At 43.2% G+C, this 21,150-nt stretch carries 25 protein-coding genes; 11 read left to right on the top strand and 14 right to left on the bottom strand.

Translation table 11 applies throughout. The features are described 5' to 3' along the window. Positions 1-388: 388 nt before the first annotated feature. The 10 genes from OCV12_RS08605 to OCV12_RS08560 form a co-directional block, all read right to left on the bottom strand. Positions 389-1,756 carry a zonular occludens toxin domain-containing protein gene (locus tag OCV12_RS08605; RefSeq protein ID WP_261884389.1) on the bottom strand — a complete coding sequence of 456 codons (1,368 nt, stop codon included), beginning with the start codon at positions 1,754-1,756 and terminating at the stop codon, positions 389-391. Next, entirely contained in the window at positions 1,756-2,097 is a 342-nt protein-coding gene (locus OCV12_RS08600; RefSeq protein WP_055319869.1) for a hypothetical protein, read from the bottom strand. Before OCV12_RS08600 ends, OCV12_RS08605 begins: the two co-directional genes overlap by 1 nt. A 2-nt stretch (positions 2,098-2,099) precedes the next feature. Next, entirely contained in the window at positions 2,100-3,830 is a 1,731-nt protein-coding gene (locus OCV12_RS08595; RefSeq protein WP_261884388.1) for a hypothetical protein, read from the bottom strand. Positions 3,831-3,960: 130 nt separating this feature from the next. Then, on the bottom strand, positions 3,961-4,161 hold the full coding sequence (locus OCV12_RS08590) for a hypothetical protein (RefSeq protein WP_055319872.1): 201 nt from the start codon (positions 4,159-4,161) through the stop codon (positions 3,961-3,963). Positions 4,162-4,202: 41 nt separating this feature from the next. Continuing rightward, entirely contained in the window at positions 4,203-4,427 is a 225-nt protein-coding gene (locus OCV12_RS08585) for a hypothetical protein (protein WP_261884387.1), read from the bottom strand. A 2-nt stretch (positions 4,428-4,429) separates the two neighbouring features. Then, positions 4,430-4,777: a DUF1293 family protein gene (locus OCV12_RS08580; protein ID WP_261884386.1), complete on the bottom strand. Its 348-nt coding sequence runs from the start codon at positions 4,775-4,777 to the stop codon at positions 4,430-4,432. After that, on the bottom strand, positions 4,765-5,877 hold the full coding sequence (locus OCV12_RS08575; protein ID WP_065099873.1) for a replication initiation factor domain-containing protein: 1,113 nt from the start codon (positions 5,875-5,877) through the stop codon (positions 4,765-4,767). The genes OCV12_RS08580 and OCV12_RS08575 overlap by 13 nt, the downstream gene beginning before the upstream one ends. Then, positions 5,867-6,067, bottom strand: coding sequence for a hypothetical protein (locus OCV12_RS08570; RefSeq protein ID WP_020699819.1), 201 nt, complete (start codon positions 6,065-6,067; stop codon positions 5,867-5,869). The genes OCV12_RS08575 and OCV12_RS08570 overlap by 11 nt, the downstream gene beginning before the upstream one ends. Positions 6,068-6,069: 2 nt before the next feature. Next, positions 6,070-6,333 carry a hypothetical protein gene (locus tag OCV12_RS08565; RefSeq protein ID WP_065099872.1) on the bottom strand — a complete coding sequence of 88 codons (264 nt, stop codon included), beginning with the start codon at positions 6,331-6,333 and terminating at the stop codon, positions 6,070-6,072. 2 nt (positions 6,334-6,335) lie between these two features. Continuing rightward, entirely contained in the window at positions 6,336-6,632 is a 297-nt protein-coding gene (locus tag OCV12_RS08560) for a hypothetical protein (protein WP_108091739.1), read from the bottom strand. A 133-nt stretch (positions 6,633-6,765) separates the two neighbouring features. Between OCV12_RS08560 and OCV12_RS08555 the strand changes: the two genes are divergently transcribed. Then, complete coding sequence (locus tag OCV12_RS08555; RefSeq protein WP_146489735.1) at positions 6,766-7,134, top strand: DUF3693 domain-containing protein; 369 nt, start codon at positions 6,766-6,768, stop codon at positions 7,132-7,134. A gap of 150 nt (positions 7,135-7,284) precedes the next feature. On the opposite strand, the gene OCV12_RS08550 is transcribed toward OCV12_RS08555, so the two are convergent. The 3 genes from OCV12_RS08550 to OCV12_RS08540 all read right to left on the bottom strand — a co-directional run bounded on the left by OCV12_RS08550 (position 7,285) and on the right by OCV12_RS08540 (position 10,674). Further along, a complete protein-coding gene (locus OCV12_RS08550) occupies positions 7,285-9,009 on the bottom strand; it encodes an ATP-binding protein (RefSeq protein WP_261884385.1) in 1,725 nt (574 codons plus the stop codon). Further along, positions 9,009-10,193 (bottom strand): FIST signal transduction protein, encoded by a 1,185-nt coding sequence (locus tag OCV12_RS08545; RefSeq protein ID WP_261884384.1) that lies wholly within the window; start codon positions 10,191-10,193, stop codon positions 9,009-9,011. Before OCV12_RS08545 ends, OCV12_RS08550 begins: the two co-directional genes overlap by 1 nt. Positions 10,194-10,308: 115 nt before the next feature. After that, positions 10,309-10,674, bottom strand: a complete 366-nt coding sequence (locus tag OCV12_RS08540) for a hypothetical protein (RefSeq protein WP_176681178.1) — start codon at positions 10,672-10,674, stop codon at positions 10,309-10,311. A gap of 258 nt (positions 10,675-10,932) precedes the next feature. Between OCV12_RS08540 and ccoN the strand changes: the two genes are divergently transcribed. From ccoN to uspE, 10 genes are all read left to right on the top strand, one after another. Further along, positions 10,933-12,360, top strand: coding sequence for a cytochrome-c oxidase, cbb3-type subunit I (ccoN, locus tag OCV12_RS08535; RefSeq protein ID WP_050645360.1), 1,428 nt, complete (start codon positions 10,933-10,935; stop codon positions 12,358-12,360). A gap of 11 nt (positions 12,361-12,371) precedes the next feature. Beyond that, the gene (ccoO, locus tag OCV12_RS08530; RefSeq protein ID WP_004742292.1) at positions 12,372-12,992 is read left to right on the top strand and encodes a cytochrome-c oxidase, cbb3-type subunit II; all 621 of its coding nucleotides are present in this window, start codon (positions 12,372-12,374) and stop codon (positions 12,990-12,992) included. A 9-nt stretch (positions 12,993-13,001) separates the two neighbouring features. Continuing rightward, positions 13,002-13,178: a CcoQ/FixQ family Cbb3-type cytochrome c oxidase assembly chaperone gene (locus tag OCV12_RS08525; RefSeq protein WP_004742291.1), complete on the top strand. Its 177-nt coding sequence runs from the start codon at positions 13,002-13,004 to the stop codon at positions 13,176-13,178. Then, the gene (ccoP, locus tag OCV12_RS08520; RefSeq protein ID WP_086711456.1) at positions 13,178-14,152 is read left to right on the top strand and encodes a cytochrome-c oxidase, cbb3-type subunit III; all 975 of its coding nucleotides are present in this window, start codon (positions 13,178-13,180) and stop codon (positions 14,150-14,152) included. Before OCV12_RS08525 ends, ccoP begins: the two co-directional genes overlap by 1 nt. An 85-nt stretch (positions 14,153-14,237) precedes the next feature. Next, positions 14,238-14,717, top strand: coding sequence for a FixH family protein (locus OCV12_RS08515; protein WP_261884383.1), 480 nt, complete (start codon positions 14,238-14,240; stop codon positions 14,715-14,717). 5 nt (positions 14,718-14,722) lie between these two features. Further along, the gene (locus OCV12_RS08510) at positions 14,723-17,095 is read left to right on the top strand and encodes a heavy metal translocating P-type ATPase (RefSeq protein WP_261884382.1); all 2,373 of its coding nucleotides are present in this window, start codon (positions 14,723-14,725) and stop codon (positions 17,093-17,095) included. Then, positions 17,095-17,331: a cbb3-type cytochrome oxidase assembly protein CcoS gene (gene ccoS / locus OCV12_RS08505; RefSeq protein ID WP_261884381.1), complete on the top strand. Its 237-nt coding sequence runs from the start codon at positions 17,095-17,097 to the stop codon at positions 17,329-17,331. Before OCV12_RS08510 ends, ccoS begins: the two co-directional genes overlap by 1 nt. Beyond that, positions 17,321-17,995, top strand: a complete 675-nt coding sequence (locus tag OCV12_RS08500) for a sulfite exporter TauE/SafE family protein (protein ID WP_261885945.1) — start codon at positions 17,321-17,323, stop codon at positions 17,993-17,995. The genes ccoS and OCV12_RS08500 overlap by 11 nt, the downstream gene beginning before the upstream one ends. Before the next feature lie 86 nt (positions 17,996-18,081). After that, positions 18,082-18,828 carry an FNR family transcription factor gene (locus tag OCV12_RS08495; protein WP_017632474.1) on the top strand — a complete coding sequence of 249 codons (747 nt, stop codon included), beginning with the start codon at positions 18,082-18,084 and terminating at the stop codon, positions 18,826-18,828. Between the two features lie 132 nt (positions 18,829-18,960). Further along, positions 18,961-19,911: a universal stress protein UspE gene (gene uspE, locus OCV12_RS08490; protein ID WP_176681181.1), complete on the top strand. Its 951-nt coding sequence runs from the start codon at positions 18,961-18,963 to the stop codon at positions 19,909-19,911. 123 nt (positions 19,912-20,034) lie between these two features. Here uspE and ttcA read toward each other — a convergent pair whose 3' ends face one another. Further along, positions 20,035-20,928 carry a tRNA 2-thiocytidine(32) synthetase TtcA gene (gene ttcA / locus OCV12_RS08485; RefSeq protein ID WP_017632476.1) on the bottom strand — a complete coding sequence of 298 codons (894 nt, stop codon included), beginning with the start codon at positions 20,926-20,928 and terminating at the stop codon, positions 20,035-20,037. Positions 20,929-21,150: the final 222 nt, after the last annotated feature.

Genomic DNA, 21,150 nt, shown 5'->3' with positions numbered 1-21,150 from the left:
CTAGCGCGCAAGCTTGCAGCTAGAGCAGAGTTGTGTGAGTGCTGATAGGTACGTCGAATTTACCCCCGTGATACAACACGGGGGTTGGCTTCCTCCCTCCGCGCTCGTCCTCCTCAGTCTTCGTCGTCCTCACTTGTTGTCCGTCAGCACTGAATAGAGATCCTTTTCGACACTCAAATGATCTTAAAGAAAGCTAGTGAACACAAAAAAGCCTTACCGATGTGGTAAGGCCTTAAAGAGCGATTCTGGCAGGATGAGGCAGGGTGCTACTTAGATTGGCATTGGCAGTTAGAAACACTCGCCAGTTAAGACATGCGGACTAATAACCTCTACGGTGTGGCTCGGTGCCTCGTTCGCGCTTCGCACTCTCTTATCCCTGCGGGGCTAGTTAAAACAAACTGACATCAGCTCGACTCACTTCTGGCAAAGTGGCCGCGGCAGCTGCGTATGGCTTACATGTTATCAACTTCGACAGCTGGCCTCTGTTCAGCTTCAACAAGCAATCATCAATCCGGTCAAACGTAATGTCGTAAGCTTTTAGGAAGTGTTCGTTTACAGAGTAGAAACCATCGAGCGCTTCCACCTCGATGCTAACATGACGTTCAATAGAACCGTTTTTAATCGCGAAGTTCACACCCGTTACAAACGCTTTCTTAATTCCCTCAAAAGGAAGCACCTCAGCTATAGGAACATGAGAAAGGCTATCTTTGTCAGTGCCTTTACTGCTATCCCCACTAGAAGATACATCCCCAGAATCTTCACTATTTTTGCTAGGTAGTGTTTCACTTTGCTTAGGAACGGGAGCTGAAGACGTTGCTTGTCCCGCTTCCTCCACCGTCTCAGTAGTTTCAAAATAACGATTGGATAAGTCATAGATTATGTACCCGAAACAGAATATGGATAAAAGGAAAACCAAAATAGCTTTAGGACTACGAAAAAGCGTATTCATAGCGAGTTGTTGTTTGGCGCTGCCTGTCCCCGTAGATTTGTAAAGTAGGAAAGAGTCTAGAGGGATTTTTTGGTTGGTTAAGTTAACGTCCTTCTTTTTGGGAATGACTGGTGTTGATACCGATTTGTCATGCTTCAAGATATAAGGATTTCGTTTCGTCCAGAAAAACTGATCGCGTCCCTTATGAAAGAAATTTTGGTTTGCACATGCCTTGATTCCTGAATCGATTTGCTTCCAGTCAGGTGAAAGTAACTCGATATCCCAATCATACTTTCGGTGCCTCATGAATCCTTCATTGAAGCTGTGAGGATAGATAATTCTGCCTTCTGAATCGTACTCAGCAATGCCTCTATCATCGATTTCAGAATCTTGTAATTCGTCCATGTTCGCAGGGGTGTAACGAGAATTGAAAAAGCGCTCATAGTCTTTCGGTAATAAACCGTCACGAGGCGATTGGGTGATGAAGTCAGACAAAGGTTTGTACTTCACTTTACGTATATCGAAGCCCACGTTTTTAGAGAAGATATCCTGACATTCATCTATAACAATCAGAGCGCCAATAGGGCACCAACAGAAAAAGTGTGTCCATAGGTGAACGCCAGATTCGTCCCTAGAGCTAATACGAAAGAGTTTAGCGGTGCTAGGAAACTGGATATTAAATCGCTCTTCAATGACGTTTAAAGGCTGCATACCCTCGATGTTAGTTACAACCGTTCTACCTGCTTTTAGAGCTTGATAGATAGAGAAGTAAGCCGTGTATGCAGATTTGTAAGAGCCGTTAGCCCCCGTTCTTATGGTAATAGCCATTATCTAGAGAGCCTCATTACTAAAGCGGTAGTGAAGAAGTTAGCCCAGACGGCAAGGCCTTGAGGGACGCCAAACTTAAACGCATAGAATCGCAACTCGTCAGGCAAAGCATTAAAAGCTTTGGACAAAATGTCGTTAAAGCCGATCTCTTTTAAGAGGATTTGAGCCGAGTTGTAAGAGAGCTTGATAAACTCCAATTCCGCTTTTAACTTCATCTTAATCATAAAAATCTGAATGTATGAAAAGAGGTCTAGCGTCATTTGGGGGATAGCTTTAAAGAAGTCAGTGATGAATGACATCTGTAAGCTAATCCAATCAATAAAAGAGTAGATGTAATCCATAACTAATCCTTACCTAACATTCTGATTCCAGATAAAACAAACAAGAACATCACAACAGCTGAGATGAGTGTGGCGTTATCGAGTAGGGCAGATAACACACCCGATTTGAAAGAGCGTTCAGCATGGTTAACATTGAGATTTAAGGAGTGCTCTTTGTAAGTACCGTTGTTGAAAGAGCTGGTATCGATAGAGAATAACGCTTTGAACTTTTCAAATTCATCGGTCATTTCTTGTTTGATTTCTATGACTTCGTTTTGAACTTCAGCAATTTGGTCTGGAGTGACAATAAACCCTTCGCCATTGAAACCAGAGCTAGGTTCAGCGAAGTTATTATTGTTAGTGATGCCGTTGATTAGTTCGTCAATCTTACCTTCAACCCCAGACATATCACCCGTTTCAAGGCCGTCGATTTTGTCTGATAGAGCAGAAATACTGGACTCGACACCAGATAAATCAGGAGAGCCCAAGGAATCTATTTTTGAATTAACATCTTCAAACTCGTAGTAAAGGCCATCAATCATAGCGTTATTGCTTGAAACCTTTTCTTTGATATCAGAAGTGTCAGAAGCTAGGGTTTTTAGTAATTTATTATTAGCATTTGCTTTTGCTGCATTTCTTAATTGAGTTTTTTGTTGGTCAGTAAGACCAGAGCCAGAGCCGGAAGATTCAATAGCGTCAATAACCGCGTAATGCATACCAGTCATCATCTTACGCTCACTGTCTTGACCTTGCATAAGCTGCTTAACCGTTACTTCATTAAACAAGCTGCTTCGGTAAGCCTCAAGAAGCCAGTCATTTTGGTCTTTAGTCAGACCTCCTTCACCACCAGAGCCGCCTCCATTAGAGTTGATTAATTCTTCCAAATCATCAAACCTGTAAAACGTCTGGTTATAACGGTCGTCCAAACGATTTTTTATATCTTGCCTTGCTGCCCAAACACTTTCTCTAACGGTGTTTTCCAAACCACCTTGAGCAGCAGTCAAAGAATCTATTTTGTGAGCAAAAGATAAGTCGTTAGTCTTTTGAGTATTAATCAGCTCGGCAATCGCTCGATTAAAATCTTCTTTGGTTAAATTACGTCTACTTAAATCAGAAACTATTCCTATTAATTTAGAGTTATTATCATTCAAATTATCCATCACATAACGGTAATGGAGACAATCTCTATTATCATCGTCAACAAAACAATTATTAATAGTTTGTGCTTCTTCTAGACGTTCATAAAACTCGTCTAAATTATCAGGAACATTATTACCATCAGAATCCGTAACCTGGTTGTCATTGCTATAAGGGTTAGGGTCTTCACCGTTTTTAATGCCATCGCCATCCCAATCTTCTAAATCATCTTGAACGCCATTTTGGTTAACATCACCTTCAAATGGAAAGAGCTCAGGAACGTCACCTGAATAGCGGTTGATTTGGTCAAAGTCACAAGAAGAGCCCGTGTAATAAAACTTGTTAGTCCAACGTCCCGCTTCAACAGAAACAGACACAGAACTAGGAACCATGTTACAAGCAGCACCAGTAGAACGATCACCAATGCAATAAGAGCGAGGATTATCACCCCAGACATAAGAGTCCCAAGTTAGATTTTTTCCCGTACCCTCTAGTATCTTACATGAGCTAACACAAACGCCATCAACCTCAACTTCACCCGCACCACACTGCAAAGCGTTGGAATTGAAAGCGACAAGGACGAGAAGAAGAGAGAGGTATTTTTGATATTGTTTCACTGTAAAACCCCAGATAAGAAAACGCCCCCAAACTAGGAGGCATTAATACCCGTATATACGCCATATACGAATGACATAGCCATAACCACCCCAAACAGGACGGTTACGACTTGAGAGACAATGTCTCCCATTAGTTCCCCATAGAGTTCATGATAGCGCGAAGACCAAAGCCAATCGCAGCAAGACCGATAAGACCAACCACAACCAAACCGTAGTTAGATTGACCAGTCGTTACAGCTTCGTTGATAGCCGTTGTGATTGCAGTATTATCAGCAAATGAAGAAGCAGATACAAATGCAGTAGAACCTAGAACCAATAGACGTTTTTTCATGATATTTCCTTTTTTAAGAGTGTGTTACTAAAAGTTGACCCTTAGCCTTTGCCAAGAGTTTTTAAGATTCGTCCTAGCACATGGCCAGAAACGAAAGATAATAAAATCCAACCTGAAACAGCGGTATAGAGCTCACTGTCGATGTTCAAAGACTGAGACGCAGAGACTAAATTGTTGTATTCAGTGTCGCTAAGCATTACGAGCTGACAATCAAAGTCAGTTGACGTTCTTAAGTAACCTTGTTGAGTGGTCGTAATGCAGTTCATTGTTAAGCCTTGTTAGCTTTCATAAAGTTATCGAAGTGCTTTTTGACTTCTTCATCGACAGGAACAAGCTTGTTTACCAAGATATCGAGTGGATCATTTGGGTTAGCACCAAAGCTCAGTTCGTAGTCACGGTTAGCGACAAAAGCGCGTGATTGGATAAGTTGACGAGCATAGGCAACATCAATTTTCAGTGCTTGCTTGTTATAAGGGATATCAGTTGAGAAGCCGATGCCCGTTTGCTGAAACTTCTCGTTATCAACTTCTTCTACGGCACGTAGGACAGACAGCTCAGCGAACTCCATATTAGATTTAGGGAAACGCTTGATAGCAATACCAGTTATTGTAGGCATATTCTTGACTCCAAAATTTCGATTTTCTGTTTAGTGTATTCGTCAGGAATGCCTAACGAGGTTTCAAAGTTTGCACGTCTATGATGCGTAGGAATGAGCATTCCAAAGGCTTCACCCAAGTCACCATCTGTCATTGCTATAACTTCAGAGAGTGCCTTACCACATTGACGACGAACCCAAGCAATACGAGCAAAGAACTCAAGTCCTGCTTTCTTTTTGTTAAGTTCAATCTTCATTGGTTCAGCAGGGTCGATACTGGCCGAGAAGTCACATAGACCAGCAAAGGCCGAAGCAGGCGAGGCGAGTAGTGCCAGATCGCACTTCTTCAATTCCACTTCATTGCGGTACCAAATTACTTCAGGGTCAGCGATGTTTTGCTCAAACTTCTTGTTGTACACGCGCCAATAGATTGCAGAGGTACGAGAGCCAACAAGAACGGCTTCCTCTGACAATTCACCGGATTGTGAAACGCGCTTATGAGGAACCATTGTGGGACCGCGACCACGAGAAGCAGTGCGAAATGCTCCCTCATAAAAACATTTCTCAGCATACTTACAGTCAAAGATTCCGGTGTAGTCATCCACGCAGAGATCTAAACGGGCTAGGCGAGTGATACCTAAAAGTGACAGCCACCAGTGCACCTTTTTGTGTGTGGTGAAGTCGAACAACTTAGCGCAACCCGTACCATTGATTTGCACGTAGACCGTATCGTTGTTGCCGCCAACACCAACCAAGCCACATTCAACCGTTCCCGTAGAATCGTAAATCACCATCGAATCCTCATAACCATGTAAGCCACGGCCACGCATAGGAGATATGCGGAAGTTAAAGACTCTAGACATGAACTCATCAAACCTATCAGCCAAAACCTTACGACATTTGTTACGGTGTAACTCAATTGATTTCTCTATAGCTTCAGGTGAGTTAAGGCGGCCGTTGACGCTTTGCTTTTTAAACTCAGGAAACTGCATGTTGATAAAGTCTTGTTCGTTCGAGCTGTCCAAATGTCTAAGCGAGCCGTACGAAAACGAAAACGCTAAGTGATCCACTTGAACCGGACGAATCTCATCATGAAACTTATGTGGTTTTTTAGATGGCATGGAACACGCCCTTAACCAAAAGCTCTTGATAGTTCTCATCAGTGATTTCGACAATCTGAAATGACACCATGCCGTAATGAACCTCCATGAACTGGAAGAACTCGCGCTGAGTCTTAAAGAAGTTATGACCCCAAGGAAAATAGGCGTTGATACCATGATTGGGTTCGTTGTCGAAGTAGATAGAATCCATGATTATTTACCAACAAACAAAGGAGTTGCGAGATCTAAAGGCTCTTCAAGCAGGCCTTTAACAACGTGAACAGAAAACGTTTTTCCTTTAGATGTAAGGATGTCGCAAACTTCACGAACATCATCTGAAAGAGCTTCGGACGTGAAGAACTTTGAACCCGCAATATGCCAAGCCGTTTTAACATGCTGACGTTTACCAAAACCGCAAAAGAAGCGAGTGCCTGACTTGGTTTGAACAGTAATGACTAGAGCCGATGAGGTATTCATGATTAACGCTCCAAACCGTAGAACGAGCAGAACTGTTCAAGCTCTTGGTCGTTATCAAACGTGAAAGTGAAAGCGTCAGAGCAACTAGCTTGAGAGCTGGCAAACGACACAGTATGAAAAAGTTCTTCGCCAATAGTGCGTTGGCCAAACTCAAGTTCGCTAGCTAAGAACTCAAAGCAGATTTCTAATGGTGAGTTATGAAGAGACACAGACGCGTGTGTAAAATCTGGATAGTTAGAGAAGCTAACGTGTTCAGATTTCAAAACAGAGCCGTATTCAATAGATTCAACTTGGAACATAGAAGCCACCATAATTAATCAACCAAAGCAGGTTGAGTTGCGATATGTGGCAATCCTAGTTGCGACCAATGGCAATTACAAGATGCGATTTATGGCAACTTTGCAGCTACAATGAACAAAATGGAGGTGCCAAATGTACTCATCAGAATTAATTAATGCCTACAAAAAGGCGAAAAACTACATACAAGACAAGCAAGTTGCACACGACTTGAACCTTGATCCACCGAAGATAAGTAAAATTAGAAAAGGTGTTCGCCAACTTACTGATTCAGAAGCAGTTTTCTTGGCTGAGAACTCAGGTATTGACCCTGAGATTGCATTGCTTGGTTGTCACGCTGACCGCAACGAAAATCCAGAGATTAAACAGATGTGGGAACACATTGCAAAAAAGTACAACGGGCTAGGATTAAAAGCGATTTCAATGACTTGCGCAGGATTAGCACTGATGGCAGCCACCCCAAATAAAGCACTAGCCAACTGCGTATTATGTATATTATGTTAAATTGAGTTTGGTGTTTGTAAGGCAGGTATCTTTATATGATGCCCTGCCTCTTGTTTCTGGTCTGATTTAGCGTTCTATTTAACAGTAAGGCTATTTACCATAAAATACCTAATAAACATATTTCCTAATCTTCGATTAAGAATACGTTTATTAGATCTCTAGCATTAATCGATCAATAGCTTCTGTGATCTCTTTGGTTCTTACTGGTTTGGTAACGAAATCATTCATACCGACATCTAAACATGAAAATCTGTCTTCTACTGATGTGTGTGCTGTTAGCGCGACGATTGGTGTTTGGATGTTGGCTTCTCTCATGTATTTGGTTGTGGTCAATCCATCCATGACCGGCATTGATACGTCCATTAGGATAATGTCTATTGAATCGTTGCCTCTTTCAATGAAGCCAATTGCTTCTTCACCATTACTTGCAATGAAAACCTCGTGGCCTTGTCTTGTTAGGATTAACTTAATCACCATTTGATTCGTTGGGTTGTCTTCAACGACCAAAACTGAGTATCGGCTTCTTAGCTCTCGCGTACAGTCATCTTGTACATCCTCAGAGAGATTGTTTGTTACTCTAGTTAGCACTGGTAACTGTACTTCAAATCTAGAGCCTTTTCCTGGTTCACTCTCTACAGATATACGTCCACGCATCAGTTCAACAAGTCGTTTAGTGATAGCCAAGCCTAAACCAGTACCACCAAATCGTCGTGTGATCGTGCTGTCGGCTTGAACAAATGGACTGAACAAAGAAGCAAGTTGCTGCGAGCTAATGCCAATCCCAGTGTCTTCTACCGTTATATAGAACGAGCTTTGCTGGTATTTGATAGACACATGAACATGTCCTTGCTCAGTGAACTTAATCGCGTTGCCAATCAGATTAAATAAGATCTGTGCCAAACGGCTTGGGTCAAGGTAATGAAGTTCACCTTCAGGGATATCGCTGGTTACGGTTAGTGCTAATCCTTTATCGTCTGCCGTCTTCTTTTGTTCAGATAAAACAAACGTTACAGTGTCTCTTACGTTACTCCATTGAGGCGACAACGAGAAACACCCAGACTCAATTTTTGAAAAGTCCAATACGTCGCTGATGATCGCTAATAGTAATTCAGATGATGTACTCATATTAAGCAGTATAGACTGTTGTTCTTCGTTGAGTGATGTCGATTTTAGAGTATCGATTAGGCCTATAATCGCGTTCAAAGGAGTTCTTAATTCATGACTCATCATGGCTAGGAATTCAGACTTAGCCTTGTTGGCTCTTTCTGCATCTTTCCTTGCTGTGACTAGCTCTGCGGTGCGTTCTCGAACTGTGGCTTCAAGCTTTTCTTTGTTTTCAATATCGAAAACCGCACGTTCAATTAGAGGTCTAAAACGGTTAAGCGTCGCTTTGGTTTCAATACTGAAATGTTTGGTATTGGAGTGGATAAAGATGATCACGGACTGTGTGAGCCCGCTATCAATTCCGGTAATTAGAACGGAGTTAATCTGGTCGAGAACAATGGGATGCAAAGAGTTGAATTCACCCAGTGATTTGGGTTCAAAAAGGATGGCGCATTCTCCATTGATGACTCGAGATAGTTTACCGCAATCTGTCCAGTTCATTTGTTCGAAGACTTTGTTATTGGTTAACAGGGTCTTGAAACTGCCTTCGTTCCCTACCCTTGATACCACGATAAAGTCATCAAACTTAATGTACTTTTTGAGCACGAACTCAAGACTAGAGAAGATCTCGGAGATATTACTCGCCTTACTGATTGCAGAGATGGTTGATAAGATCACCCTATTCTCTTCAGCCAGTTTTCGCTCACGGGCTTTCAGTTTTTGCAGTTCAATACGTGCTTCTTGTAGCGCTTCTTGACCTTCCGATCCCATTACTTCTTTAACCTATAAAACGTTGCTGACGACACCATTAAGTTTCCGTGTGCGTTCTCACCACCAGAAAGCCTGCCTTGTTCACCAAAAGTGAATGGACATATGTATGGAAGCCCATTAAGTGCTTGATTTATTTGGTCACAAACTTCATCCATGTCTTGCTTTAGGTTGAGCATTGGGCCCGCGCAAAAGATGTTGATTGCTCCGAGCTTCTCTTCAAGATCCATATCGTTGTAATAAGAAGAATGAATGATATTAGCGGCACGGCTTATTAACTGTTGCTTAGAGCCTTGCATTAAATAGATGGTGTCGCCTTCACTGATGTCCGTGAAGAGCTCAATCCCATTGCATTCTGTTTCTCTAATCGAGTGAGACAGCTTGAAATATGGGTAGTCGTAAGACGAACCGACCTTTCTGCCCAATGGATAAACAGACGACTTTTCAAAGATATAGCCATCATCGCTGCCACCTAAATGGAAGTTTGTCCATTCGTTATAAACAGTGACTGCAGGCCTATGATCTATTTCTAATAATATTCTGTTTCGTACTTTGGTCACGGTGCCTGAATAACGCGTTGGTGTGTGACCAGCACTGAATGAGGAATAGATAGACTGGGATGCAAATACGACGGTTAAAGACACACCATTGATAGAGAGTGACTCCTCGGTAAAGATGCTCCAATTTCCAGAAACCTGATTGTCCGCGGCACTGCCTCCGATAATAGGTACCTCGGTACCGAACTTGTTATCGATGGCTGCCATCACCTTCTCTTCGTTCCCGGGTGTGGAATGCAATAAGATAAGATCGGGGATTTCACCTTCACGGTTGGCGTTTATAAGTGCTCTATCTATCGCGCTGAAGGTGCTTTGTTCTATAGACTTGCCAAAGTGCTCGATTCCCGTGCCATAGGCGTTGATGCCTGAGTCATAAATGATGAGGACGCCAATTACCGGGCCTGAATGGAACCCCGTTTCAGTCATGATACCGTGACAAGTGGTACAGCCATGGATAGGAGTGTTTGGGAGAGCATCTACGAAATATCTCTGCACAGCGAGCGTGGAGTACTCTTCTGTGCAGTAACAAATAAGACAGGCAATATTGTCAGGGTTTTCGACCCCATTGAGCAACTCATCTACCGCGATTTTATCGTCTAGCGAATAAGAGACTTTTGATAGAAATTTCATAGATTTCTGGAAACTTTATTAATGTTGTCTTTATAACACTTTAATGCATTGTGTTTCACTGATTTGGTACATATTTCTATCAAAAGCGCCGAGGTGTGTCCAAGTTTTCGCTCTCTTACTCTTTAGAGAGGTTTACAGAAAACGTGCTTATCTGTTGTGGAAATGTAACTGTTATTGAGGAGCTATTATCATCGGTTTGTAACAGCCAATTTGAAGGCCCTTTCTCTTCCAAAATTCCGCTTTCATTGTAGCTAATGATAAACTTGCCAGTTTTAGATGTTTCGATCGAATAGCCTAGGTTATCGTCTGAAATTAAAACATTATGATTATCAATACTAAATTCACAAGGTTTTGAAACTATACAGTTTACTGTTTCGTTATTATCGTATGTTACTGTTCTCCAAGTAAATGCAGCTATTAAAATAACCAACATGACGATAATTTGAACAAGCCTGCCTTTTGTTAGCTTTTGTGCCGCCATTATAATCTTTACTCCTTGTTACAAAGTTCAAAGTTTTTAAATAAAAATCCAATTCCAGACCAAGCGTAAGGTTACTACTCTGTCATTGATTTGTTAATTCAAGTATAGTGTCGCGTTGAAAATGCCACTTTTTTTTAAAATCAGCAAGTGGAAATAAAGCCCTGAATAGGCTGCATTTCCTTTTCTAATTTGGGTGGCATTACGACGTGAGTCGTGTTGGAAGTAAAGTGTAGTAAATAAGAAATTGGAAGCATGCAAATGAGCCAAGAAAAGCAGCTTGAACAAAACTACAACTATACGGTCGTCCGTCAATTTACCCTCGTTACAATTTTGTGGGGTATTGTCGGTATGGGCGTTGGTGTTTTGATTGCCGCTCAATTAGTTTGGCCACAGCTAAACTTTGATACGCCGTGGTTGACGTACAGTCGTTTACGTCCCCTGCATACTAATGCGGTTATTTTTGCGTTCGGTACAAGTGCGCTGTTTGCAACATCATATTATGTTGTGCAACGTACCTGTCAGACGCGTCTCTTTGGTGGCCCTCTCGTAGCCTTTACCTTTTGGGGTTGGCAAGCGATTATCCTGTCCGCTGCAATTACTTTACCGTTAGGTTTGACCTCTGGTAAAGAATACGCAGAACTAGAATGGCCAATCGATATTGCTATTACTCTTGTGTGGGTAGCTTATGCGGTCGTGTTCTTCGGAACTATGATTAAGCGTAAAACATCGCACATTTACGTAGCAAACTGGTTCTTCGGAGCCTTCATCATCACGGTTGCCGTGTTGCACATCGTTAACAGCCTGGCTGTTCCTGTATCTGCGTTTAAATCGTACTCGATTTACTCAGGTGCAATTGATGCAATGGTGCAATGGTGGTACGGACACAATGCGGTAGGCTTCCTATTGACAGCTGGTTTCCTAGGTATGATGTACTACTTCGTTCCTAAACAAGCTGGTCGCCCTGTTTATTCTTACCGTTTGTCGATCGTTCACTTCTGGGCTCTTGTGTCTCTGTATATCTGGGCTGGTCCTCACCACCTACACTACACTGCACTTCCTGACTGGACTCAGTCTCTAGGTATGGTTATGTCTTTGGTTCTGTTTGCTCCTTCTTGGGGTGGCATGATCAACGGTATTATGACTCTATCTGGCGCGTGGCATAAGCTTCGCTATGACCCAATCCTACGTTTCCTAATCGTTTCTCTATCATTCTACGGCATGTCGACTTTCGAAGGCCCAATGATGGCAATCAAAACGGTTAACGCACTATCTCACTACACGGACTGGACTATCGGTCACGTTCACTCTGGTGCGTTAGGTTGGGTTGCAATGGTTTCTATCGGTTCGGTTTACCACTTAGTTCCTAAACTATTTGGTCAAGAGCGTATGTACTCTGTATCTCTAATCAATGTTCACTTCTGGTTAGCAACGATTGGTACGGTTTTCTACATTGTTGCAATGTGGATCTCTGGTGTGATGCAAGGTCTGATGTGGCGTGCAGTTAACTCTGACGGTACATTAACTTACAGCTTCGTTGAATCTGTAGAAGCGTCTTACCCGTTCTACTTTGTACGTTTCCTAGGTGGTTTCATCTTCCTATCTGGTATGTTCTTAATGGCATACAACACGTACAAAACTGTTTCTGCACCTAAAGATAGCCTTAAAGCTATCGCTCAACCGGCTTAAGGAGATTTAGAATGAGCTCAAATTCAAATAATCGCCATGAGTTGGTAGAGAAGAACGTTGGCCTACTAGCGATCTTGATCGTTATTGCTATCAGTTTTGGTGCTTTAGTAGAAATTACCCCTCTTATCTTCCAAAAGCAGACGACTGAACCTGTAGAAAACCTACGCGTTTACTCTGCTCTGGAAATGGAAGGTCGTGATATCTATATTCGTGAAGGTTGTAACGTATGTCACAGCCAAATGATTCGTCCTTTCCGCTCTGAGACTGAACGTTACGGCCACTACTCTGTAGCTGGCGAAAGCGTTTGGGAACACCCATTCCTATGGGGCTCTAAGCGTACTGGTCCTGATCTAGCACGTGTTGGTGATCGTTACTCTGATGAGTGGCACCGTGTTCACCTTATCGACCCTCGTGAACTTGTTCCTGAATCAAACATGCCTGGTTTCCCATGGCTTGCTGAGAATGTACTTGATGGCAAATTGACTCAACAGAAGCTTGAACTCTTCCGTAATCAATTTGGTGTTCCTTACACAGACGAACAAATTGCTAACGCTAAACAAGATGTTGAAGGAAAAACAGAGATGGATGCAATCATCGCTTACCTTCAATCGCTTGGCCACGCAATGAAATAAGGAATAATTATGGACATTATTACATTTCAAAGTGTTTGGACTGTGACTGTTTTTGCTTGCTTCATCGGCATCGTTTGGTGGGCATATGGCAAAAACCGTAAATCACGTTTCGACGAAGACGCGAACCTAGTGTTTGCTGATGACGAGCCAGCAACAAGTTCTAAAAATGAAGGAGTGACAAAGTAATGAGTACATTCTGGAGTATCTGGGTTAGTGCGATTACGATTGGTACCCTAATTGGTTGTGCTGTCTTACTTCGTTGGTGTTTTAAAGACAAAACAGGCGTTGAAGAAGGTCATGATATGGGCCATGAATACGATGGTATTCGTGAGCTTAACAACCCACTACCAAAATGGTGGACATACCTTTTCATCAGTACGATTGTTTTTGCAGCGGTTTACCTTGCTCTATACCCAGGCCTTGGCAACTTTAAAGGTCTACTAGGTTGGACGAGTTCAAACCAAGAAGTTCGTAGCATTGAAGAGTCTCGCTCTGCAATTGCTGCTGCGCAAGCAAACAAACAGTTAGATGCGTACGCGAAAGAGCTTGATGATGCAGACACCTACTTCGGTGAAGCATTCAGAAAGCTTGCTCACGACGAAAACGGTTTACGTTCAATCCCCGACATTGCATCAGATGCTGACGCAATCAAAGTGGGTCAACGTTTATTCTTGCAAAACTGTTCTCAGTGTCACGGCTCTGATGCACGTGGTCAGAAAGGTTTCCCTAACCTAACTGACGATGCATGGCTATATGGCGGCGAACCTGAGGCTATCGTAACAACAGTTATGCACGGTCGTGTTGGTCAAATGCCAGGTTGGAAAGACGCGCTTGGCGAAGAAGGCGTAAAAGAAGTAGTTAGCTACACTCTTAGCCTTTCTGGTCGTAGCGTAAACGCACGTGAAGCGGAAGCGGGTAAAGCTCGCTTTGTAGTGTGTGCAGCGTGTCACGGTACTGACGGTAAGGGTAACCCTGCTGTTGGCGCTCCTGACCTCACTGACCGCGATTGGTTGTTTGGCGATTCTCGCGCAGATGTAACTGAAACAGTTATGTACGGACGTTCTGGCGTAATGCCTGCTTGGAAAGACATTCTAGGCGAAGACAAAGTACAACTGGTTTCATCTTACGTGTGGAGCTTAAGCAACTCGGATAATAAGTAACATTTCAATAACAGCCTCTTTCTAAGAGGCTGTCTTTCCTTTATTTTATAACCCCTTCTTTTTATTCTTTTTTGAGATATTTTTTATGGTAAAGCCTTGGTATAAACAGTTTTGGCCGTGGTTCTTAATCGCGTTGCCAGCAACAGTAGTTATTTGGACCATCATGACGGTTATTGTGTTTACACAGAACTCTGTAGACCTAGTGACTGAGGATTACTATAAAAAAGGAAAAGGCATTAATGTCGATATTTCGAAAGTAAACATCGCTAAAGAATTAGGCTTGTCAGCTTTAGTTAACGAGAAAGGTAACTCAGTTATCATTACTCTAGACAAAGGTAAACTTGAGCACTTCCCTGCTATTAGCGCGATGTTCGTCCACAGAACGCTGCCTGACCGCGATTTCACTCAACTGCTGACTGCAGATGCGAGCGGCAATTACACCTTGACTCTAGACCACGAAATGCAAGGTCCATGGTTTATCGAGCTGTCTCCGCACGATTCAGAATGGTTAGTGCAAGGTCGTATGAACTTCCCTATTGAAACTCCTACTCAACTAACGAACTAAAGCTTATGTGTGAATCCTGTTATCACTGCGGTGAAGATGTACCAGCGGAAACGGATTTTAAAGTAGAGATCTTAGGATCGACTCGTAAGATGTGTTGTCCGGGTTGCGAAACCGTAGCCCAGACAATCGTTGATAGCGGTTTGGTTTCTTACTACCAATATCGCACCGCTCCTGCTGAAAAAGCTGATCTAGTGCCAGAGCAACTGCTGGCACTCAGTCATTACGACAATGAAGATGTTCAATTAGAATTCGTTCGTAACTCCGAAAACACCTCTGAAGTGACATTGTCACTAGAAGGTGTCTCTTGTGCCGCCTGTGCATGGCTTATTGAAAAACAAGTCTCTTCAAAACAAGGTGTTGGTAGCATTCGTGTGAATACCACCACTAACCGTGCCCTACTTAGCTGGGACAACACGGAAGTTAAATTGAGCGAGTTGTTATCGGCAATCCATACTCTAGGCTACAAAGCGGCGCCCTTCGAGGCAGACCAACAAGAAGCGGCTTACCACCGCTCAATGAAGAACTACTTGTATCGCCTTGGTGTCGCTGGCCTAGCAACCATGCAGGTGATGATGCTGGCAGTAGCGCTCTACCTTGAAGTGTTTGGTAATCTTGAGCCTGAGTTTAAAAACTACTTCCGTTGGGTCAGCTTGATCTTCGCGACACCGGTTCTGCTCTACTCTGCGTTGCCTTTCTATATCAATGCCTGGCGCAGCATCAAAGGCCGAACGTTAGGTATGGATGTACCTGTTTCGATTGCTCTCTTGTTTGCCTACGTGGCGAGTTTGGTTGCAACCGTGACAGAAAAAGGCGAAGTGTTCTTTGAATCGATTTCGATGTTCACCTTCTTCCTGTTGCTTGGTCGTTTCCTTGAAATGCGCGCACGTCGTAAAGCGGCAGCAGCAAGTGGTAACCTGCTTAAGCTCGTCCCTGCTATGGCGACAACGCTCGATGGCGAACAAGTCCCAGTGAAAACCTTAAAGGTCGGCGACCAGATTCGTGTTCTACCCGGTGAACACATTCCTGCGGATGGCAAAGTGCTGTCTGGCCGAATCCACATCGATGAATCTATGCTGACTGGCGAATCTATTCATGTGGTTAAGAATGAAGGCGATACCGTCTTTGCGGGTACATTGAATGGTGATGAATCGTTTGAATTGGAAGTGATGACGTCTAAAGCAGATTCAGTGATTTCCAATATCGTACGTCTGCAAGATGAAGCGCAATTGTCTAAGCCTCGCATCGCAGAAATTGCGGATGTGGTCGCTCGATACTTTGTTGCTGTGATTCTGGTTATCTCGTTCGGCACTTGGTTTTACTGGCACCAGACGCGCCCAGAAGACGCGTTTTGGATCATGCTTTCGGTACTTGTGGCGACTTGTCCGTGTGCTCTATCGCTTGCTACACCGACTGCGATTACTTGTTCAACCTCTCGTATGGGTAACTTTGGTATTTTGCTGCGTAAAGGCCACGTATTTGAGACCTTGTGTAAAGTGAACCACTTAATCATCGATAAGACGGGCACATTGACTGAGGGTGATATTCGTATCAGCCAAGTTGAAACCTTCTCAGAGCTTGATAAAGAGACATGCTTACAAGTTGCAGCAAGCCTTGAACAACACGCGAACCACCCTATTGCTAAAGCATTCAAGAGCTATGTTTCTGATGATATCGAAGTAGAATCGGTTAACAACGTGATTGGCTCGGGCATTACTGGTGAGTGGAATGGTCAAGAAGTAGCAATTGGTAGTAGTGAGTTCATTCTTGGTGAATCTCAACCTTCCGAAAGTAATGGTATCTACCTGTCTTTAGCTGGCCGCCATATCGCGACTTTTACTTATGAAGACCCGATTCGCAAAGAAAGCATCGAGTTCATTAAGCAATTCAAAGAAGCGGGTATCAAAACCACTTTGCTGACTGGTGACTCGCTGATTAACGCGAAGCCTGTTGCTGACGAGATTGGCATTACCGATATCGTTGCGAACGCAAAACCAGAAGACAAGCTGGCTTACCTCAACTCTAGAGACGCAAGTGACATCACAATGATGGTTGGCGATGGAATTAACGATGCCCCTATTCTTGCGGGGGCTCACCTTTCTGTCGCAATGGGCGGCGGTACTGACGTGGCCAAAGCTTCTGCAGATATGGTGTTATTGGGTGACAAACTCGATAGATTACTGAAGTCGCGTACTTTGGCGCTAAAAACGCGTAAGATAATCCGCGAAAACCTAGCATGGTCATTGGGATATAACCTACTTATCCTTCCATTGGCTGTCGCCGGTTTGGTTGCTCCTTACATTGCCGTTGTAGGCATGTCTGCTAGCTCTATTATTGTTGTGTCTAACTCGTTAAGGCTTTTAAAAGAGCAAGGTAAATAATGGAAAGTTTATACATACTCATTCCAATCGCGATCGTACTTGTGTGTATCGCTGTCGGTATCTTTCTATGGGCCGTTAAGAGCGAACAGTTTGAAGACCTTGAGCGCCAAGGCCACAACATTCTGTTTGATGAAGACGAAAAGGCTCACAACCATTCAGACAGCAAACCTGCTAAGAATGAAAAAACCAATACAGAAAGCCAACCTAACTTAGATAAAAAGAATGATGACGCCTGATTGGATCGGAGCTTTTGTTGTTGGATTGATCGGCGCGGGACACTGCATGGGAATGTGTGGTGGTATCGCGTCGCTTCTTTCGATCGGTAATGCCAAACCTTCCCCTGTTATCCCTGTCCTTTATAACCTTGGACGCTTATTAAGCTATGCCGTGATTGGTGGCGTGATAGGCGGAGCAATCTCTTCGATTAGCCAGCTCAGCGATTTTAATGCCTTGCTCGGTTGGCTGCGTCTATTTGCTGCTGTCTTTATGATCATCTTAGGTTTATACATTGGCAAATGGTGGTTTGGCTTGTTGTTCTTTGAAAAAGTCGGCCAGAAGCTTTGGCGTTATATCTCGCCTATGGGTAAATCATTTCTACCTTTGAAGCATCCAAGTCACGCCCTACCTTTTGGTTTTATCTGGGGTTGGCTTCCATGTGGCCTTGTTTACTCAATGCTCACATGGGCTGCGGTATCGGGAAGTTGGTACAACGGAGCAGGTATCATGCTTGCCTTCGGTTTAGGGACGCTTCCAGCGATGCTGACGGTTGGTATGGGCGCTAATTTCCTCAAGAAACTGCAACAAGCTGACTTATTTCGCCAACTAGGCGCAATTTTAATCCTCATTTACGGTTTCTATACCGGTTATATGGCATTGCAGCTCATTATTTATACCGTATAGCCATTCTTTAAATCCGGTTTTTTTACTACCCAACTGGATAAAGGAATGCTAAAATATTGACGTATATCAAATAGTGAAAGATTGTTATGATTTCTGAAAAGCCTGTGACGAAACGTGTTCAGTCTGGCGGCTGTGCAATCCATTGCCAGGATTGTAGTATTAGCCAGCTCTGTATTCCGTTTACTTTGAATGAATCTGAACTCGATCAACTTGATCAGATCATTGAGAGAAAAAAGCCTATTCAAAAAGGCCAAGAGTTATTTAAAGCCGGTGACGAGCTTAAATCTCTATATGCTATTCGCTCTGGAACGATCAAGAGCTACACGATTACCGAGCAAGGTGATGAGCAGATTACTGCATTCCACCTAGCGGGCGATCTTGTTGGCTTCGATGCGATTACTGGTGACCTACACCCTAGTTTCGCACAAGCACTAGAAACTTCTATGGTATGTGAAATCCCATATGAGATTCTCGATGACCTATCAGGAAAAATGCCTAAATTGCGTCAGCAAATTATGCGCCTGATGAGTAACGAGATTAAAGGTGACCAAGAAATGATTCTGCTTCTTTCTAAGAAGAACGCGGAAGAGCGTCTTGCTGCATTCCTTTACAACCTTTCTACTCGCTTCTCTCAACGTGGCTTCAGCCCACGCGAGTTCCGCCTAACGATGACTCGTGGCGATATTGGTAACTACCTTGGTTTGACTGTTGAAACAATCAGCCGTCTTTTAGGTCGTTTCCAAAAAGCAGACATCTTGAGCGTTAAAGGCAAATATATCACTATCGAAGATCACGATGCGTTGATGGAACTTGCTGGCGTTTCAAAAGAATAGTCTAGATATCAATGATGTAGTTCAATAATGAGCTACATCATGTTTCTCTCTTAAAACCTCTTTTATTTCTCTTAATCTCCCCATAACTACGCTACATTATTTATATGTTCGGTCTGAAAAGTAGGCTTAGTTATGAGTATCTATAACAAAATTTTAGTTGTCGCAGACATTAATCACGATGAGCAACCTGCTCTAGTTCGTGCTATCCAACTTGCCAAGAAAAGCACCTCAACAAGCCACATCACTTTCTTTTTGTCGATATACGACTTCTCGTATGAAATGACATCTATGCTCTCTGTCGATGAGAGAGACGCAATGCGTAAAGGCGTGATTCACCAGCGTGAAATCTGGATGAATAAAGTCGCAGAGCCTTACCTTGATGATTCCATCGAATTTAATGTTCAAGTGGTTTGGCATAATCGCCCGTACGAAGCGATCATTGCTGAGGTCTACAGTGGTGGACACGACATCTTGATTAAAGGGACGCGTAAACACGACACCTTAGAATCAGTTATCTTCACACCAACTGATTGGCACCTATTGAGAAAGTGCCCTAGCCCTGTGCTACTGGTCAAAAATGATTTCTGGCCTGATAACGCGAAGATCTTTGCTTCGGTTCACGTAGGCTCAGAGACGGAAGCTCACTTGGAACTTAACGATACGATGGTTGATAGATTACTTGAAATCACAGGTCGTTTGGATGCAGAACCACTCTTGGTTAACGCTTACCCTGTGACACCGGCTAATATCACTATCGAACTGCCTGAGTTTGACCCAACGTCTTACACTGACGCCGTTCGCGGCCATCACTTAACCGCAATGAAGGCACTACGACAGAAACACGGTATGTGTGAAGAACAAACTGTCGTTGAGCAAGGCTTACCAGAAGATGTGATTCCACGTGTTGCGTCTGAAAATAATGCCGCTATGGTAATTCTAGGTACAACGGGCCGTACTGGCTTATCTGCCGTGTTTATTGGTAATACCGCAGAGCATGTGATCGATAAGATTAACTGTGACGTGTTGGCTCTTAAGCCGTCTGGTTACGTTAGTCCACTCGACCCTAACCTTTCGAAAGGTTAAGTCGTTTAAGCACTGAACTTCACGACAAGTTCATCTCATAAAAAAACGCCTCAAGCAGTGCTTGAGGCGTTTTTGTTTGTCTATCGCTACTTATACAAAATAGCTCAAGCGAGAATCGTCTCGTTATACGTTAGTCACGTCGATGAACATTGACTCATCGATGTTAGAAGATGAAATCTCAGCTTCTTGGAATTCGTACTCTTCACGTTCACCGCTACGGTCTAGTGGAAGGTTTACGAAATCAAACAGTTCACGGTCAGCCAGTTGGCTTGGGCTAACGTTTTGAATTGATTTGAAGATCTTCTCAACACGACCCGGTGTTTTCTTGTCCCAATCAATCAGCATCGCTTTGATGTTCTGACGTTGTAGGTTTTCTTGCGAGCCACATAGGTTACAAGGAATGATTGGGAACTCTTTGTGTTCTGCGTATTTGATTAGATCCGTTTCACGACAGTAAGTCAGTGGACGAATAACAACGTTACGACCATCATCAGAGCGAAGCTTTGGTGGCATTGCCTTTAGACGTGCACCGTGGAACATGTTCAGGAACATAGTTTCAACGATGTCATCAAGGTGGTGACCAAGCGCGATCTTAGTTGCACCAATCTTCTCAGCGAACGAGTACAAAGTACCACGGCGCAGACGAGAACATAGGCCACACGTTGTTTTGCCTTCTGGCACTTTCTCTTTAACGACTGAGTATGTGTCCTTATCTACGATGTAATAAGGAATGTTCAGCGTTTCAAAGTATTCAGGAAGAATGTGCTCAGGGAACCCAGGTTGTTTTTGATCTAGGTTTACCGCTACAACATCAAACTTGATAGGTGCTGCTTCACGTAAACGTAGCAAAATGTCTAGCATCGCAAATGAATCTTTACCGCCACTAATACATGCCATTACTACGTCATTCTCTTCGATCATGTTGTAGTCGATGATGGCATTTCCAACATTTCTTCTCAGACGTTTCTGAAGTTTGTTGAATTCAAGTGTTTCTTTTCTATTATCGTTTTGGTTCATTGCGACTCTCACACCGTCGTATTACCGACTGTAGATTGCTAGTGGGACTGTTTTAGGGCGTGGATTATACGGATTTTTATTTCAGGTTGAAATAGTAACTGCAGGATAAACAAAGCGAGTAATAGAAAGATTCGGTTTTATCTTGCGATAAGGGCTGTGATTTTTCGTTGAGCTCTAAGATTTTGAGAAAAACAGGCATTCACAAATACGAATCACATTGTT

This window comes from Vibrio pomeroyi, assembly GCF_024347595.1.
Taxonomy (GTDB): domain Bacteria; phylum Pseudomonadota; class Gammaproteobacteria; order Enterobacterales; family Vibrionaceae; genus Vibrio; species Vibrio pomeroyi.
The sequence above is the reverse complement of the archived record's forward strand: the minus strand, read 5'-3'. Positions and strand labels throughout refer to the sequence as shown.